The 16,107-nt window shown below is 70.7% G+C and carries 15 protein-coding genes; 4 read left to right on the top strand and 11 right to left on the bottom strand.

Annotated elements, in window-relative coordinates; translation table 11 throughout:
* Positions 1–36: 36 nt before the first annotated feature.
* Genes HJ588_RS10780 through HJ588_RS10770 form a run of 3 tightly spaced genes read right to left on the bottom strand, consistent with a single transcriptional unit; the run spans position 37 to position 3,086 of the window.
* Complete coding sequence (locus HJ588_RS10780; protein ID WP_171154799.1) at positions 37–900, bottom strand: ABC transporter permease subunit; 864 nt, start codon at positions 898–900, stop codon at positions 37–39.
* Positions 897–1,775, bottom strand: a complete 879-nt coding sequence (locus HJ588_RS10775; protein ID WP_171154797.1) for a carbohydrate ABC transporter permease — start codon at positions 1,773–1,775, stop codon at positions 897–899. The genes HJ588_RS10780 and HJ588_RS10775 overlap by 4 nt, the downstream gene beginning before the upstream one ends.
* Before the next feature lie 12 nt (positions 1,776–1,787).
* On the bottom strand, positions 1,788–3,086 hold the full coding sequence (locus tag HJ588_RS10770; protein ID WP_171154795.1) for an ABC transporter substrate-binding protein: 1,299 nt from the start codon (positions 3,084–3,086) through the stop codon (positions 1,788–1,790).
* A 182-nt stretch (positions 3,087–3,268) separates the two neighbouring features.
* Between HJ588_RS10770 and HJ588_RS10765 the strand changes: the two genes are divergently transcribed.
* Together HJ588_RS10765 and HJ588_RS10760 are read left to right on the top strand one after the other, a co-directional pair.
* Positions 3,269–4,285: a LacI family DNA-binding transcriptional regulator gene (locus tag HJ588_RS10765; protein ID WP_171154793.1), complete on the top strand. Its 1,017-nt coding sequence runs from the start codon at positions 3,269–3,271 to the stop codon at positions 4,283–4,285.
* 66 nt (positions 4,286–4,351) lie between these two features.
* Complete coding sequence (locus tag HJ588_RS10760) at positions 4,352–5,536, top strand: glycoside hydrolase 5 family protein (RefSeq protein WP_171154791.1); 1,185 nt, start codon at positions 4,352–4,354, stop codon at positions 5,534–5,536.
* Positions 5,537–5,951: 415 nt separating this feature from the next.
* Here the strand turns inward: HJ588_RS10760 and tsf are convergent, their stop codons facing one another.
* Together tsf and rpsB are read right to left on the bottom strand one after the other, a co-directional pair.
* Positions 5,952–6,779, bottom strand: coding sequence for a translation elongation factor Ts (gene tsf / locus HJ588_RS10755; RefSeq protein ID WP_171154789.1), 828 nt, complete (start codon positions 6,777–6,779; stop codon positions 5,952–5,954).
* A 148-nt stretch (positions 6,780–6,927) separates the two neighbouring features.
* Positions 6,928–7,851 carry a 30S ribosomal protein S2 gene (rpsB, locus tag HJ588_RS10750; protein WP_171154787.1) on the bottom strand — a complete coding sequence of 308 codons (924 nt, stop codon included), beginning with the start codon at positions 7,849–7,851 and terminating at the stop codon, positions 6,928–6,930.
* 350 nt (positions 7,852–8,201) lie between these two features.
* Between rpsB and HJ588_RS10745 the strand changes: the two genes are divergently transcribed.
* On the top strand, positions 8,202–9,374 hold the full coding sequence (locus HJ588_RS10745) for a pyridoxal phosphate-dependent aminotransferase (protein ID WP_281358891.1): 1,173 nt from the start codon (positions 8,202–8,204) through the stop codon (positions 9,372–9,374).
* Here HJ588_RS10745 and HJ588_RS10740 read toward each other — a convergent pair.
* Positions 9,357–10,382: a DUF3152 domain-containing protein gene (locus HJ588_RS10740; protein WP_171154785.1), complete on the bottom strand. Its 1,026-nt coding sequence runs from the start codon at positions 10,380–10,382 to the stop codon at positions 9,357–9,359. The two genes, HJ588_RS10745 and HJ588_RS10740, sit on opposite strands and share 18 nt — an antisense overlap.
* A gap of 136 nt (positions 10,383–10,518) precedes the next feature.
* Here HJ588_RS10740 and HJ588_RS10735 point away from each other — a divergent pair, with 136 nt between their 5' ends.
* Entirely contained in the window at positions 10,519–11,106 is a 588-nt protein-coding gene (locus HJ588_RS10735; RefSeq protein WP_171154782.1) for a M23 family metallopeptidase, read from the top strand.
* Here the strand turns inward: HJ588_RS10735 and HJ588_RS10730 are convergent.
* From HJ588_RS10730 to HJ588_RS10710, 5 genes are read right to left on the bottom strand one after another with little or no spacing between them, the layout of a single operon-like run.
* Positions 11,089–11,952, bottom strand: coding sequence for a DUF3152 domain-containing protein (locus tag HJ588_RS10730; protein ID WP_171154780.1), 864 nt, complete (start codon positions 11,950–11,952; stop codon positions 11,089–11,091). The genes HJ588_RS10735 and HJ588_RS10730 overlap by 18 nt on opposite strands.
* Complete coding sequence (locus tag HJ588_RS10725; protein ID WP_343036670.1) at positions 11,945–12,868, bottom strand: tyrosine recombinase XerC; 924 nt, start codon at positions 12,866–12,868, stop codon at positions 11,945–11,947. Before HJ588_RS10725 ends, HJ588_RS10730 begins: the two co-directional genes overlap by 8 nt.
* A gap of 60 nt (positions 12,869–12,928) precedes the next feature.
* Entirely contained in the window at positions 12,929–14,146 is a 1,218-nt protein-coding gene (dprA, locus tag HJ588_RS10720; protein WP_171154777.1) for a DNA-processing protein DprA, read from the bottom strand.
* A complete protein-coding gene (locus tag HJ588_RS10715) occupies positions 14,143–15,675 on the bottom strand; it encodes a YifB family Mg chelatase-like AAA ATPase (RefSeq protein ID WP_171154775.1) in 1,533 nt (510 codons plus the stop codon). Before HJ588_RS10715 ends, dprA begins: the two co-directional genes overlap by 4 nt.
* Complete coding sequence (locus HJ588_RS10710; RefSeq protein WP_171154773.1) at positions 15,672–16,064, bottom strand: YraN family protein; 393 nt, start codon at positions 16,062–16,064, stop codon at positions 15,672–15,674. The genes HJ588_RS10715 and HJ588_RS10710 overlap by 4 nt, the downstream gene beginning before the upstream one ends.
* Positions 16,065–16,107: the final 43 nt, after the last annotated feature.

Here is a 16,107-nt window from a genome sequence, read left to right as displayed (position 1 = left end):
GTGAGCAGGTGAGCCGGTGAGGGAGTGAGGGGGCGGTCAGCCCTTGATCGCTCCCTCACCGACGCCGCGGAAGAAGTAACGCTGCAGCACCGCGAAGATCACGAGGATCGGCACGAGCGCGATCATCGCGCCGGCGGCCACGAGCCGCGGGTCGTTGACGAACGTGCCCTGCAGGTAGGCCAGGCCCACGGTGAGGGTCAGCTTGTCGGGGCTCTGCAGCACCAGCAGCGGCCACAGGAAGTCGTCCCATGCCCCGATGAAGGTCAGGATGGTGATGATCGCCAGGGTCCCGACCACGTTGGGCAGCGCGATGTAGCGGAAGCGCTGCCACACGTTGGCGCCGTCGACGATCGCCGCCTGGTCCAGCTCCTCGGGGATCGCCATGAACGCGTTGCGCAGGAGCAACACGTTGATCGCGCCGATCAGCCCCGGCAGGGCGACGCCGACGAGGGTGTCGCCGAGACCCAGCTTCACGATGGTCTGGAACTGGCTGATGATCGTCGCCTCGGCGGGCAGCACGAGCGTCGACAGGAAGAGGCCGAAGATCAGCTTGCGACCGCGAAACTGCAGCTTTGCCAACGCATATCCCGCTGCGGTCGCGCCCAGCAGGTTGCCGACGATCTGCATCACCGCCACCGTCACCGAGTTGCCGGCGAAGTGGTAGATCGGCACCGCGCGCGCGACCTCGGAGAAGTTGTCCAGCGTCGGGTGCTGCGGCAGCAGACTCGGAGTCTGCGAATAGACGTCCTCCGCCTTGGATTTCAGCGACGTCGACAGCTCCCAGAGGATCGGTCCGACGCTGATCGCCGCGACGAGCAGTAGCAGGAAGTAGCGACCGGCCGTCGCCCAGCTCCGGCTGCGCCGGACGGACGGGGTGTTCGTGTGCTGTTCGGCGCTCACTCGTCGACCTTCCGGTTGAACCGCGCGAGCAGCGCCATCGGCGGCAGGGTCATCACGAAGAGCAGCACGCTGAGCGCCGAGGCGTAGCCGAGCCGGCCGTCGGCACCCGACGCCGAGCTCTGGATGAGGAACACCACCGACACGTCCTGACCGCCGACGCCGCCGGTCTTGCCGCCGAGGATGTAGAGCTCGGTAAAGATGCGCATGGCCGAGACCATGACGAGGATCGCGACCAGCACCATCGTGCGCCGTACGCCGGGCACGGTCACGCTCCAGAACCGCCGGATCGGCCCTGCCCCGTCGACCGCCGCCGCCTCGTGCAGTTGCGGATCGACGTTCCCGAGCGCCGACAGGTAGAGGACCATGTAGTAGCCGAGGCCCTTCCACACCGTCAGCGAGATCGCCGAGAAGAGCAGCAGCCAACGCCCGGAGAGGAACGGCACCGCGTCCTGGATGATCCCGGCGTGCGTCGCCCAGCCGTTGATCAGGCCGCGGTCGTCCAGCAGGAACTTCCAGATCACCGCCACGGCCACCGCCGAGGCGATCACCGGGAAGTAGAAGATCGTCCGGAAGATCGCCAGCCCGCGCAGCGGCTTCTCGGCGAGTATGGCGAGAAGCAGCGGCAGGAAGGTCAGCAGCGGGACGCAGACCACGACGTAGACGACCGTGTTGACCAGCGCCGCACGCAGCTGCGGGTCGTCGACGAGCTTCCGGTAGTTGTCCAGGCCGACGATCGTGCCGCCACTCAGCGTGCGCACGTCGGTGAACGACAGGAAGAAGGTGTTGACGGCCGGCCACAGTGCGAAGACGCACAGGATGACCAGGGCCGGCAGCACCATGATCCACGGCGTGAACCAGCGGTGGGTGCGGACCATCGAGTGGTTTCCTTACTTGCTGAGCAGCGAATTCGCCTTGTTGACAGCGTTGTCCAGCGCCTGCTTCGGCGTCTGCTTGCCGGTCATGGCGAGGGCGATCTGCTGGTCCAGGTAGTCCGAGTCCTGCTGGTCCCACTGCGGCGCACCGAGGCTCTTGGCCTTCGGCAGGGTCTTCGCCCCGAGCACCGCGGCGTTGCCCGCGGGCGTGCCGTCGGACGTGGTGAACCGCGGATCCGACTGTGCTGCCTGGGTGCCCGGCAGGAAGCCCTTGGCGACGCCGACGAACGCGGTCTGGTTGGCGTTGCTGGTGACGAACTGGGCGAAGGCCAGCGCCAGGGCCGGGTTCTTGCTCTTGGCGGACACCGAGATGCCCTGGCTGTAGAGCGGCGCCAGGCCGATGGCGGGCGACCCGATCACCTTCGGCACCAGCGTCGGGTTGTCGGTCTTGAGGCTGGTGATGTAGTAGCCGGTGCTGGTCGTCCAGCCGACCTGCTGCTTCTTGAAGAGCGTGTCGTTGCCCTGGTAGTCGCTGCTCAGCACCTCGCGCGGCATGTAACCGGCCTTGTAGGCATCGGCATACTTGCCGATCATCGCGGCCGCGGCATCGGTGTTGAAGGTGAACTTCGTGCCGTCGGAGTTCATGATCGGCGCGCCGGTCGACATGATGTCGTAGAGGTTCGGCTTCCGGCTCATCAGGAACTGTTTGCCGCCGGTGGCGTCGTGCACCTTCTTGGCCGCGGCGACCAGCCCGTCGAACGTCGTCGGCAGGTTGCTCTGGTCGATGCCGGCCTTCTTGAGGATGTCGGTGTTCCAGTAGCTGACGTCGGTGCCGAGGTACCAGGGATAGGCGTACGTGCCGTCGACACCCTTGTAGGTGTAGTCCGACAGCCCGGACTTCACGTAGGTCTGGTTGATCTTCGGGTCGCTCTTGGCCAGGTTGAGCAGCGCGCCGGCCTTCACCGCGGCGTAGGCGATGTCCGGCGGCAGGTTGACCACGTCCGGCAGGCTGTTGCTGCTGATCTCGCTCGAGACCTTGTCGGCGTAGCCGTCGCCCGGCTGGTCGATCCAGTTGATCGTGGTGCCGGGGTGCTGCTTCTCGAAGTCGGCGATCAGCTTGGTGAAGTAGGGCGTGAACTTGTCGTTCTTCAGCGCCCAGGTCTGGAAGCTGATCGTGCCCGACAGCTTCGCGCTGCTGTCGACCGACTGCTGCACCTTGCTGCTGGCCGCCGACGACCCTCCCGAGCCGAGGCCGCAACCGGACAGGGCGACGACCGCGACGGATCCCAGTGCTGCCACCTTGAAAAGCTTCATCGAGTCCACTCCTCCGCGAGCGAGATCGGCCCGCGCCGCGTCTCGGGTGACGCAGTCCACAAAACCGGTCTAGTTCATCGAACTATCGCGAGCGAAGATTGTGCTGTCAAGCAGATCCCGGTAGAACCGTCGGTATCAGTTGCCGGCCCGAAGTGCGCACGGCGCAGTACGAAGGGGTTCTCATGGCACGACCGACGATCGCCGACATCGCACGGGAGGCCGGCGTGTCGAAGGGAGCGGTGTCGTTCGCGCTGAACGGCCGGCCCGGCGTCAGCGACGAGACGCGCAAGCGCATCCTGGAGATCGTCGAGCGCCGGCAGTGGCGCCCGCACAGCGCGGCGCGCGCACTCGGGCGCTCCACCACCGGCCTGGTCGGACTCGTCTCGGCCCGCCCCGCCCGGACCCTCGGTGTGGAGCCGTTCTTCGCCCAGCTCATCTCCGGCCTGCAGGCTGGCCTGTCCGCGCACGGGGTCGGCCTGCAGTTGATGGTCGTGGAGGACACCGCGGCCGAGCTCGACGTCTATCGCAGCTGGGCCGCGGAGGACCGCGTCGACGGCGTCGTCCTGCTCGACCTGCTGACACCCGATCCGCGCATCGCCGAGCTCGAACGACTCGACCTGCCCGCGGTGGCACTCGGCGATCCCACACGGGGACAACGGATTTCGACGGTCGTAGCCGATGACCGGGCTGCCATGCGCACGATCGCCGAATACCTCGCGGCCCTCGGCCACACTCGCATCCATCACATCGCCGGGCTCCCGTCACTGCGCCACACGCGCCGCCGGATCGCCGCGCTCAAGGCCGCCGCGGAGACGCTCGGCCTGCAGGTCGCGACGACCACGACCGACTTCTCCGACACCGAGGGCGCGGCGGCGACCCGCGCTGCCCTGACCGTCCGGCCCACACCGTCCGCCCTCATCTTCGACAGCGACCTCATGGCGGTCGCCGGCCTCGGCGTCGCCATGGAGATGGGCCGGTCGGTCCCCCGCGACGTGTCGATCGTGTCCTTTGACGACTCCGTCCTGGCGCGGCTGATGCACCCGTCCCTGACCGCCCTGTCGCGTGACACCTTCGCGCTCGGCGAGCAGGTCGCCGACTGCCTGATCCGCACGATCGCCGCGCCGGCGACCCCCGTGCGCATGCAGGCCTCGGTGCCGCAACTCGTGGTGCGCGAGAGCACCACGCCACCGCGCGACTGACGGCCTGCGGCCACGTGCTGGCACGATCGGTTGCCGCTCGCGCTAAACCGTTCTAGGGTCAGCGCCATGCCCGAGGTCTCCCCCGCCGAGCGCCCGCTGCGGTTCGGCGCCAACTACGTGCCGTCCCGAGGCTGGTTCTACAGCTGGCTGGATCTGGACGCCGACGCGGTGCGCCGCGACCTCGCCGACCTCGCGGCCCTCGGAATGGATCACGTGCGCATCTTCCCCATCTGGCCGTGGATCCAGCCGGGCCGCGGGCACCTGCGACCGACGGCCATGGCCGACGTGCGCACCGTCATACGTCTTGCGGGAGAGGCTGGGCTCGAGGTGTCGGTGGACCTGCTGCAGGGCCACCTGTCCAGCTTCGACTTCCTGCCGTCGTGGATGCGCACCTGGCACGACGGCAGCGTGTTCGTCGATGCGCGCGTGCGGGAGGGCATCCACAGCTACGCGCGGGCGCTCACCGGTGAGGTCGTGCAGGAGCCCAACGTCTTCGCCATCACCATCGGCAACGAGGTCAACAACCTGTGGCCCGCCAACTCCACCACCCTCGAGGAGTCGACGCAGTGGGCCGGCGAGCTCGTCTCCGTCGTGCGCGAGGTCGCGGGCGGGCGCCAGGTCATCCATTCGCTGTATGACGACGCGCTCTACGCGCCGGACCACCCGTTCGCGCCGGGCGACGTCACCCGCTTCGGCGACCAGACCTCAGTGCACTCGTGGGTGTTCAACGGCAGCGCGCTCGACGGCCCGACCGGCCCGGCGACCACCAGCCACGCCGCCTACCTGGCCTGCCTCGCCGCGGCCTGCGGGCCCGTCGACCGGCCGATCTGGCTGCAGGAGGTGGGCGCGCCGACCGAGCAGGTGCCGGTCGCCGACGCCGAGGAGTTCGTCGCCCGCACGGTCGCCTGCGTGACGGCGCTGCCGACGCTCACCGGCATCACCTGGTGGTGCTCGCACGACATCGACCGCGCCCAGCTCGACTTCCCCGAGCGCGAGTACGACCTCGGCCTGGTCACCGTCGATCACGAGATCAAGCCGCTCGCCCGCGCGTTGCGGGACGCGGTGCAGCACGCGCGCCGGACCACTCCCCCCGCACAGCGCGCCGCGATCACCGCACCCGTCGACATCGTCGCGGAACCGAAGCGGCGAGCAGAGGTCGCACCCGGCAGCGCGTTCCACCGCGCCTGGGTCGAGGCCGGCCGGCAGCCGGACGGCACCGTCATACCCGCTCGAATTGTGTTGCCGCAGTAGGAGCGATGAGAGCGCGGCCCAGCTAGCCCGCGTGCACAGCCCGCGACCGTCGCGGCTTCTGCACGCTCTGGGCCGGTCCGCGTGCACACCCCGCGACCGTCGCGGCTTCTGCACGCTCTGGGCCGGTCCGCGTGCACACCCCGCAACCGTCGCGACTTCTGCACGCCCCCGGGCCGATCCGCGTGCACACCCCGCAACCGTCGCGACTTCTGCACGCCCTACGCCGCCAGCCCCGTGCCACGCGCAGCCCGCAGACGCAAACCGGCCCTGACGAGCAACAGCTCGTCAGGGCCGGTCAGTACTCGCTACGCGTGTCGTCAGACGCCGTGCCTTCGCGGCGCCTTCCGCACACTCCGCTCCGGCCGCCGACGGCGCTCCTACGTCGCTACGTCGGCAACCTTCGCTACGCGTGTCGTCAGACGCCGACCTTGAAGCGCAGGAAGCCGGTCACGTCCGCGCCCGCCTCCTCGGCGACCTTCTGCACGGTCTTCTTGGAGTCCTTGGCGAACGGCTGCTCGAGCAGGACGTTCTCCTTGAAGTAGCCGTTGACCCGGCCCTCGATGATCTTCGGCAGGGCGGCCTCGGGCTTGCCCTCCTCCTTGGCGGTGGCCTCGGCCACCCGGCGCTCGTTCTCGACGGTCTCGGCGTCAATCTCGTCGCGGGTCAGCACGGTCGGGCTGAACGCGGCGATGTGCATCGCGACGTCCTTGGCGGTCTGCTCGTCGCCGCCCTTGGTGGCCACGAGCACACCGATCTGCGCCGGCAGGTCGGGGCTGGTCTTGTGCAGGTAGGAGACGACGTTCTCACCCTCGAGGCGGCCCACCCGGCGCACCTCGATCTTCTCGCCGATGGTCGCGCCGGCCTGGTCGAGCATGTCCTGCACGGTGCCGCCGTCGACGGTCGACTCCAGCAGGCTCTGCGCGTCGGTGGCCTTGGCGGCGACGGCCTGCGCCAGCACCTTGTCGGCCAGCTCGATGAACTTGTCGCCCTTGGCGACGAAGTCGGTCTCGCAGTTGATCTCCAGCAGCGTGCCCACGCCGCCCTCGACCTTGGCGGTGACCAGACCGTTGGAGGCCGAGCGGCCCTCACGCTTGGTGACGCCCTTCAGGCCCTTGACCCGCAGGATCTCGGTGGCCTTGCCCTTGTCGCCGTCTGCCTCGTCGAGCGCCTTCTTGACGTCGAGCATGCCGGCACCGGTCTGCTCGCGCAGCGCCTTGATGTCGGCAGCGGTGTAGTTGGCCATGTGTGTGTTTCGCTCCTTCGCGAACTACGAATACTTGGTGGAAATGGTGGCGGCCCGTACGGGCCAGTGCAGCGCAGCCGTATGGCGAGCAGCCGACACCGGCACGTACGGGCCGTGAACCCGAAATGGCTCGGGCTCGGGGTCAGGCTCAGGCCTCGGCGATTTCCTCGGCGGTCTTCTCGGTCGCCTCGGCAACGGCGGCCTGCTCGGCCGGGTCGACGACGTCCGCGGCGGCGGTCGCGTCAGCGGCCTCCTTGACCGAGGTGGGGCCGGTCTCGACGTCGGTCTTGGCGGCGGCGTCCTCGGAGGCGAGCAGCTCGCGCTCCCACTCGGCCATCGGCTCGGCCTCGGCACCCTCGGCCTCGGCGCCGGAGCGGCCCTGCGAGCGCGAGATCAGGCCCTCGGCGACGGCGTCGGCGACCACGCGGGTCAGCAGGGTGACCGAACGGATCGCGTCGTCGTTGCCCGGGATCTTGTAGTCGACCTCGTCGGGGTCGCAGTTGGTGTCGAGGATCGCGACGACCGGGATGTTGAGCTTGCGCGCCTCGGTGACCGCGAGGTGCTCCTTCTTGGTGTCCACGACCCAGACCGCCGACGGCACCTTGGCCATGTCGCGGATGCCGCCCAGGGTGCGCTCCAGCTTGTCCTTCTCACGCTTGAGGACGAGGAGCTCCTTCTTGGTGCGACCCGAACCCGCCACGTCGTCGTAGTCGATCTCCTCGAGCTCCTTGAGCCGGGCGAGACGCTTGTGGACGGTGTTGAAGTTGGTCAGCATGCCGCCGAGCCAGCGGTGGTTGACGTAGGGCATGCCGACGCGGGTGGCCTGCTCGGCGATCGACTCCTGCGCCTGCTTCTTGGTGCCGACGAACAGCACGGTGCCGCCGTGGGCGACCGTGGCCTTGATGAACTCGAAGGCGTCGCCGATGTAGGTCAGCGACTGCTGCAGGTCGATGATGTAGATACCGTTGCGCTCGGTCAGGATGAAGCGCTTCATCTTCGGGTTCCAGCGACGGGTCTGGTGCCCGAAGTGGACGCCGCTCTCGAGGAGCTGGCGGGTAGTGACGACGGCCATGCCGAAGTCCTTTCTGCTCAAAAGGTTTCCAGTTGTCTTCACGAGGCACCGGTGGTGCTTCGTGAACCTGGCGCCCTGACGGACCCGGATCGGCATACCGATGTCGTATGACGAACTGGCGGGTCTGCCCCGGGCTCCCCGGTGAGGAGGAGGCGCCGGTCGAGGACGCGCGAATTCGACCCGCGAACCCTCATCGGTGATGAAGTCACGCGAGTCGTACCTCACAGGATACGGGAAAGGCCGGGACCACCGCGAATCGGTGCGTCATTAGCATCGGCTGCATGACTTCCGCCGCCAGTAGCGACCCGCTCAACCAGCACGACCAGCTCCACCTGCAGGACCCGCTCGACCTGCCGGACCCGCTGATCGCACGCATGCGCGGCTTCGGCGCCACCATCTTCGGCGAGATGTCCGCGCTCGCTGCTCGCACCGGGGCGATCAACCTCGGGCAGGGCTTCCCCGACACCGACGGGCCGGAGCCCGTGCTGGCCGCGGCGAAGGCCACCATCGACGAGGGGCGAAACCAGTATCCGCCCGCCCGCGGCATACCCGACCTGCGGGCGGCGATCGCCGAGCATCAGCGGCGCTTCTACGACCTGCGCCTCGACGCCGACCGGCAGGTGCTGGTCACGGTGGGCGCGACCGAGGCGATCGCGGCGGCGGTGCTGGCGCTCTGCGAGCCCGGCGACGAGGTGGTCACCTTCGAGCCCTACTACGACTCCTATGCCGCGACCATCGCGCTCGCCGGCGCCGCCCGGCGCACCAGCGTGCTGCGGTTTCCCGACTTCGCGGTCGACGAGGCGTCGCTGCGTGCGGCGTTCTCGCCCCGCACCCGCCTCGTGCTGCTCAACACCCCGCACAACCCGACCGGCAAGGTCTTCACCCGTGCCGAACTCGAGCTGATCGCGCAGCTGGCGCGGGAGCACGACGCGATCGTGGTGACCGACGAGGTCTATGAACATCTCACCTTCGACGGCGCGCAGCACCTCCCGATGGCGACGCTGCCGGGCATGTTCGAGCGGACGCTCACGATCAGCTCGGGCGGCAAGACGTTCTCCACCACCGGCTGGAAGGTCGGCTGGCTGACCGGCCCGGAGGCGCTCGTGACCGCGTGCGCGACCGTCAAGCAGTTCCTGACGTATGTCGGCAGCGGCCCCTTCCAGCCGGCGATCGCGGCGGGACTACGACTCGGCGACGACTTCTACCGGGCGCTCGCGGCCACCATGCAGGAGGCCCGCGACATCCTCACCGCCGGTCTGGTCAATGCCGGACTGACCGTCAGCAGGCCGGCCGGCACCTACTTCACCATCGCCGACGCGGCAGCCCTCGGCGCGACCGATGGGGTCGACTTCTGCTGGCGGCTTCCGGAGCTCTGCGGGGTCGTCGGCGTGCCGGTGTCGGTCTTCTGCGACGACAAGGACGCAGCGCGCACGCTCGTCCGGTTTGCCTACTGCAAGCGACCCGAGGTGCTCACCGAGGCGGCCGGGCGGCTTGCGGGCCTTGGCTCAACTGCCGGAAGTTGACGTCGCGGCGGCGCCGGACGGCTGGCCGAGGGCGCCCCGCAGCTCCGTCGAGCTGACCACCCATGGCCACGGCGTGCAGCCGCCGAGCGGTTTGGTCTGGTCCTGCATCACCGAGGCCTCCCGCCCCGGCGTGCTGCATCGCACCTCCGGCTTGCCCAGCGCGAGGCCGATCTCGTGGTTGAAGGCGTAGAGCTGGAACGCTCCCGCCTCCTTCTCGTATGCCGCGGGCGGCGCCACCCACGCCCGCGTGCTGATGTATCGCGTGGTGCCGTTGCCGCAGAGCAACTGCGCTGCGCCGCAACGCTTTTCGATCATCGCCGGGCTCACGACCGCGAGGACGAAGGCAGGCTTGCGGCCCTTGGCCACCTCGTCCGGACTGAGCGGCTGCAGATTGGTGTTCGGCTTGCTCAGCCACCCCACCCGCGGGTTCAGGACGGTGGCCGCGAGCTGAGTGACCTGGATCGCCTGCAACCCGGCGCCGGCCTCCAGCTCGACCGCGAACGGGATCTGCGGGCCCGACGCCGTGGACGAACTCGACGCGAGACCGTTCGGCATCCCGGCGAAGTCGATCGGCGTGAGCGTGCCGGACCCGGAGGCCGGCACCGACGTCGGCGGTGGCGGAGCGGGGGCGATCCTCGACGCGGTGGGCGGCAGCAGACTGGTCGCGACCGGGCTGAAGGCGGGCTTCGAGCCGCCGGAGCGCACGCGCCATACCCCGAAGGCGGCGGCGACGAGCGCGACGACGAGCACCGCGAGGCCCAGCACCCGCAGGCGCCGGGTGCGGCGTTGCGTGACCGTCTCCCCCACCGGCGGCAGTTTCACCCGGCCCTGGCTGCGCGATCTGCCCTCGCGAAGTTCGCGAAGCTCCCGGCGCGTCGGCAGCCGGTCGCTCGTCCGCGGCTCGGGAGTCGGTCGTTGCGTGGGCAGCTGCTGGTGGTCGAACGGGTTGTCGACCCGCCGCCGTCGTGCGCGGCGGGACTCCTCTCCCGCGGGTGGCTGCTCATTCATCGCAGCCCCACCGTAGGACACCGGACCGTAACTTCGAACCGTCCGTCGTCCACATCCCGCCCGTCCCGGCCGTCCGCGTCCCCAGGTCGGCCCCGCGGGACTGGGGCGCACCGGGGTGCCCGGCCGACGATGCCGTATGACGATTCGATGGACGTTCCTGGCTCGGGCGGCACTGGTCGCGGTGACGACCGCGGCGGCGGCAACCGGTGCCGGACCGCCTGGCGGACCGCCCGCCGGGCCGGGTGCCGGAGGGGGTGCGCAAACGGGTCGCGGCGCGGGTGCGGAAACGGACCGCGGTACGGCCCCTGTTGGCGGTTTCACCTGGCCGCTGTGGCCGCAGCCGGCGGTCGCGCGGCCGTTCGACGCGCCACCGGCGCCGTGGGCCGCCGGACACCGTGGGGTCGACCTGCTCGGCGCCCCCGGCCGTCCGGTGCTGGCGGCGGGCGCCGGCCGGGTGTCGTTCTCCGGGGTGATCGCCGGCCGCGGGGTCGTGACGGTGCAGCATGCGAACGGCCGACGCACCACCTACGAGCCGCTCGACGCGCGGGACGCGGTCGGCACCGTGGTGCGCGCCGGCGATCAGATCGGCACGCTCGCATCGACCGGAAGTCATTGCGCGCCACGCAGTTGTCTGCACTGGGGGCTGCTCGTCGGCCCCGAGGATTACCGAGATCCGTTGACTCTGCTCGGTTTTCGACGCCCTCGGCTACTTCCCCTGGGGTGATTTCGGCCAGGGCCACGGCTTGCACCCGTCGAGGCCGAGGGTCTGCTGGAGCATGACGGGCGCGTAGGCGCCGGGCTTGGAGCAGCGCTCGTGTCCGTGGCCGAGCGTGTGGCCGACCTCGTGGTTGACCATGTAGTCGCGGTAGCCGGCGAGGTCGTCCCCGTAGCCGCTGACGCCGTTCATCCAGAGCCGGTAGTTGAGCACGGCGCGACCGCCGCTGGCGCAGGAGGTACGCCCGTGCGTCGGCAGCGGCGCGCAGAGCGCGTCGACCTGATGCGGGCTCACCAGGCGGATGGTCAGGTCCGGCTTCCTGCCCTGCCCGCGTTGCGCGGCGGTGAGCTGCTCGAAGCGGACGTGCTCCACGCCCTGCCAGCCGCGTGGGTCGAGCAGCGCCTGCCCGACCTCCTTGGCGATCGCGGGCACGTCGGCGTGCAGGCCGCCCTCGATCTCCAGCGCGTAGCTAACGACCCGGCCGGTCTTCGCCGTCGTGGTCTGCGGCACGGTGAGGACGGTGAACGTGCCGGTCCCGCTCTCCGGCACCGCGACCGACGGGCGGCCCGATGGTGCTGCGGGCGACGCCGGTGTGCCGCTCGGTCCGTCGCCCTGCGCCGAGGCGGCACCGGAGGCCGCCGCGCCGCTCGCGGACGCTGCGCGGCCTCGGACCTGGCTGTCGCCGACGAGGTAGCCGATCAGCGCGCTGAGCAGGCTGAGGACGACGACGGCCGACACGACCGTGCGCATGAGCCGCGCCTGCCGGTTGGGTGACGAGTCGTGGCTGCTGTGACGCGGTGTGGGGGCCTGCGCCGGGTCGGCGCGGTCGGTGTCCGGGGGTGTCAGATCAGGCACGTGGATGCGCCTGACTGAAGGAGCGTCGCAGTCGTTCGACGGAGACGTGCGTGTAGACCTGGGTGGTGGCCAAGCTGGCGTGACCGAGCAGCTCCTGCACCATCCTGATATCGGCGCCGCCTTCGAGCAGGTGGGTGGCGGCGCTGTGCCGCAGACCGTGCGGCCCGAGGTCGGGTGCGCCGGGCACCTCCCCGAGCAGCCGGTGCACCGCGCTGCGCACGGTGCGCGGGTCGACCCGGCGGCCGCGGCGACCGAGGAAGAGTGCCGGACCCGACTGCTCGGTCACCAGCTGGGGCCGGCCGACGGTGAGCCACACGTCGAGCGCGGCCGCAGCCGGCGCTCCGTAGGGCACGGTGCGCTCCTTGTCGCCCTTGCCGATCACGCGCATGAGTTGCTGGCGCCGGTCGACGTCGTCGATGTCGAGTCCGACGAGTTCACCGACCCGGATGCCGCTGGCGTAGAGCAGTTCGAGCACGGTGCGGTCGCGCTGGTGCACGGGGTCGGCGTCGTCCGCCGCCACCCCGGCCAGGTCGAGCAGGTCGCTCGCCTGCTCCTGGCGCAGGACGTCGGGCAGGGTCCGGACGCGCTTCGGCGCGACCAGTCGCTGCGCCGGGTCACGGGTGAGGTGCCCGGTGCGGGTCGCCCACGCGAAGAACCCACGCACGGCGGCCGACCGCCGAGCCAGCGTCGCCCGGCTCGCGCCGGTGGCGTCGAGGCGCGCAAGCCATGAGCGCAGGTCCGCGAGCGTCACCTCCGTCCAGGCGTCGACACCCTGCTCCTGCAGGAACGCCTCCAGATTGCGCAGGTCGGCGAGGTAGCCACGCACCGTGTGCTCGGAACGACCCCGCTCGGACCGCAGGTGCCGTTCGTATGCCGTCACGACCGCACTGTCGGCGAGCGAGGTGGCGTTGGTCACGAGGGTCAGGTTATCGACCCTCCCGGATCGGCGGCGCCCGCACCGGCCACGACGTGGCACTCATGCAGGATCAGGTCGGCTGCGCCGCCAGCCGGCGTCGGTGCGCGTCGCCAATCCGGCACCCATCAGCACCGCCAGCCCGCGCATGACCTCACGCGGCGAGAGGCCGGCGCTGACCGCCAGCCGGTCGACCCCGGTGGCGCGGACGACGGGCAACGCGTCGAGCAGCCTGCGTTCGGCGTCGTCGAGGGTGTCGGCCACCGTCGATCGCTCCCGTTTGACCGGGGCGAGGTCCTCCCCGATCGTGCCGAGCAGGTCGGCGCACTCGTCGACGTCGGTGACCAGGACGGCTCCGCCGTCACGGATCAGCTGGTGGGTGCCCGCGCTCGCGGGGCTGGTGACCGGTCCCGGCACGGCGGCCAGCATCCGGTGCAGTCCGCGCGCGGCCGTCGCGGTGGCCCGCGATCCGCTGCGCAGCCCGGCTTCGACCACCACCGTGCCGGGAGTGATGGCCGCGATCAGCCGGTTGCGGGAGAGGAAGCGCTGCTTTTGCGGAGCCGACCCCGGTGGCAGCTCGGTGATGATCGCGCCGGACCGGGCGATCTCGGCGAGCAGTGCGGAGTTTGCTGCCGGGTAGGCGATGTCGATGCCGCAGGCCATTGCCGCGATCGTGGTGCCGTCGGCGGCGAGCGCGCCCCGGTGACTTGCGGTGTCGATGCCGTGTGCGCCGCCGGAGACGACCGCGAACCCACGATTGGCCAGGCCGAAGGCGAGCTCGCCGGCGACCTGGGTGCCGTAGGCGGTCGCCGCGCGGGCCCCGACGATCGACACGCTGCGCCGGCTGGCGATGTTCAGCCGGGCCGGTCCGGTGACCCAGAGGCAGAATGGCGGGCGCTCCAAATCATCGACGGCGCAAGGCCATTCGTCATCTCCCGGGATGATGATGCGGGCACCGATCGCGGCGGTCCGCGCGACGATGTCGTCGAGGCGCAGCCGCTCGATCCGTGCGACGCAGCGGTCGAAGCGGCCTTCGGCGTTGGTGCGCACCAGCTCCCAGGCGGTGAACGGGTCGCGGCCTTGGAGCAGCGGCATCAACGCCTTGTCCTCGGGCTCGACGGTCGCCGCGAGCGCCACCCGCACCGCGAGCTGCGCGTCCCGGGTCTCCTCCAGTCGCGGGGTCTGATCCGGTTGCGCCCCGTCGGGCAGCACCTCCGGGGTCCGGTCCGCTTCTGCCCCGTCGCGCAGCACCTGCGGGCAACGTGCCGGAATGTCGTTCATGCGGCTTCGCCGCTCTCGCGCAAGCCACGCGCCTCGAGGACGTGCTGCAGCTCCGGGCGGGGTGCGCCGTCGAGGTCGGCGATGGTCCAGGCGACCCGCAGGCAGCGGTCGTATCCGCGCAGCGTGAGCGAACCGGTCTCCAGCGCCTCGTCCAACGGCCGCGACACCTCGGCGCCGAGGCGCCAGGGCCCGCTGCGCAGCACCGGCCCCGGCACCTGGCTGTTGAGGTGCTTGCCGATCTCGCGCCAGCGCACCGCCTGCCGCAGCCGCGCCGCCTGGGCGCGCTCGGCGACGGTCGCGCTGGACTCGCCGCGCGGGCCGGCCAGCATCGCGCGGGTGACCGGCAGCACCTTGAGTCGCAGGTCGACCCGGTCGAGGAGCGGCCCGGACAGCCGGCTCAGGTAGTGCCGGCGCACCTGGGGCGGGCAGACGCACCCGGCGCCCTTGCCGAAGTTGTTGCCGCACGGACACGGGTTGGCCGCGAGCACCAGCTGGAAGCGAGCGGGGTAGGTTACCACTTCGCTGGCGCGGGCGACGTGCACCCGCCCGGACTCCAGCGGCTGACGGAGGGCGTCGAGCACGTCGCGCCGGAACTCCGGGGTCTCATCGAGGAAGAGAACACCGCCGTGGGCGCGGGACACCGCGCCAGGACGCACGCGGCCTGACCCACCGCCGATGATCGACGCCATCGACGCACCGTGGTGTGGCGCCATGAACGGCGGATGTTCGATCAGCACGTGGTCCGGCAGCGCGCCGAGCACCGAGTGGATCGCCGTGACCTCGAGCGCCTGCTCCCGCTGCAACGGGGGTAGAAGCCCCGGCAGCCGCTCGGCGATCATCGTCTTGCCCGCACCCGGAGGGCCGATCATCGCCAGATGGTGACCACCGGCGGCGGCCACCTCGAGTGCGTAGCGCGCCTCCGGCTGGCCCACCACGTCGGCCAGGTCGGGTGCGGTCGGAGCGACCGACAGCCTCGGCGGCACCTCGGGCAACGGCGGAGTTGGCCCCCGGCGATGCAGGCAGCGGTATCGCTGCACCAGTGCGGCGAGCGTGTCGACCGGCACCACCTCCACGGCCGGGACCAGCGCGGCCTCGGCGGCATTGCCCACCGGCACCACGACCTGGCGCACCCCAGCTTCTTCGGCGGCGAGCACGGCCGGCAGCACGCCGGGCACCGCGCGCACGGCGCCGTCGAGACCGAGCTCGCCGAGGTGGACGACCCCCTCCACCAGCTCGGGACTGATCGTGCCGCCCGCCACCAGGGCGGCCACGGCGATCGCCAGGTCGAAGCCGGATCCCTGCTTGAGCAGGGAGGCCGGCGAGAGGTTGACGGTGATGCGTTGCTTGGGCAGCTCCAGGTCGGAGTTGACGGCCGCGGCCTTGACCCGGTCGGGGGACTGCCGGCAGGCGGTGTCCGGCATACCGCTCACGGTGAAGCAGGGCAGGCCGCCCGACACGTCGGCCTCTACGTCGACCACCCGCCCGTGGATGCCGGTGACGGCGACGCTGCGAGTGCGGCCGATGGTCATGCGCCGACGTCCTGCAAGTGCTCCAGCTGCAGCGGTCCGCGCACCGGGCGCAGCACGCCGATGACGTCGATCCGGACCCGGGCGGGGCCGATGGGATGGTCCTGCAGCCACCGCGCGGCCAGCACCCGCAGGCGTCGCGCCTTGACCGGGGTGACCGCCTCCATCGGCGTCCCGAACGCGTTGCTGGTGCGGGTCTTGACCTCGACCACGATCAGGCAGTCACCGACGTCATCGAGCGCGACGATGTCGATCTCACCCTCCCGGCAGCGCCAGTTGCGCTCGATGACGGTCAGACCCTGCAACTGCAGATAGCGCGCGGCCTCGTCCTCCCCCAGTCGACCCAGCTCGGCCCGACTGAGCCGCTCCTGCGGTCCGCTCGATTGCCCCATCGGCGATCACCTCCGCGCACCACGATCGGCGGCGCACGATGGG

Origin of the sequence: Flexivirga aerilata (assembly GCF_013002715.1) — a bacterium.
Lineage (GTDB): Bacteria > Actinomycetota > Actinomycetes > Actinomycetales > Dermatophilaceae > Flexivirga > Flexivirga aerilata.
This window is presented reverse-complemented; position numbering and strand designations above follow the sequence as displayed.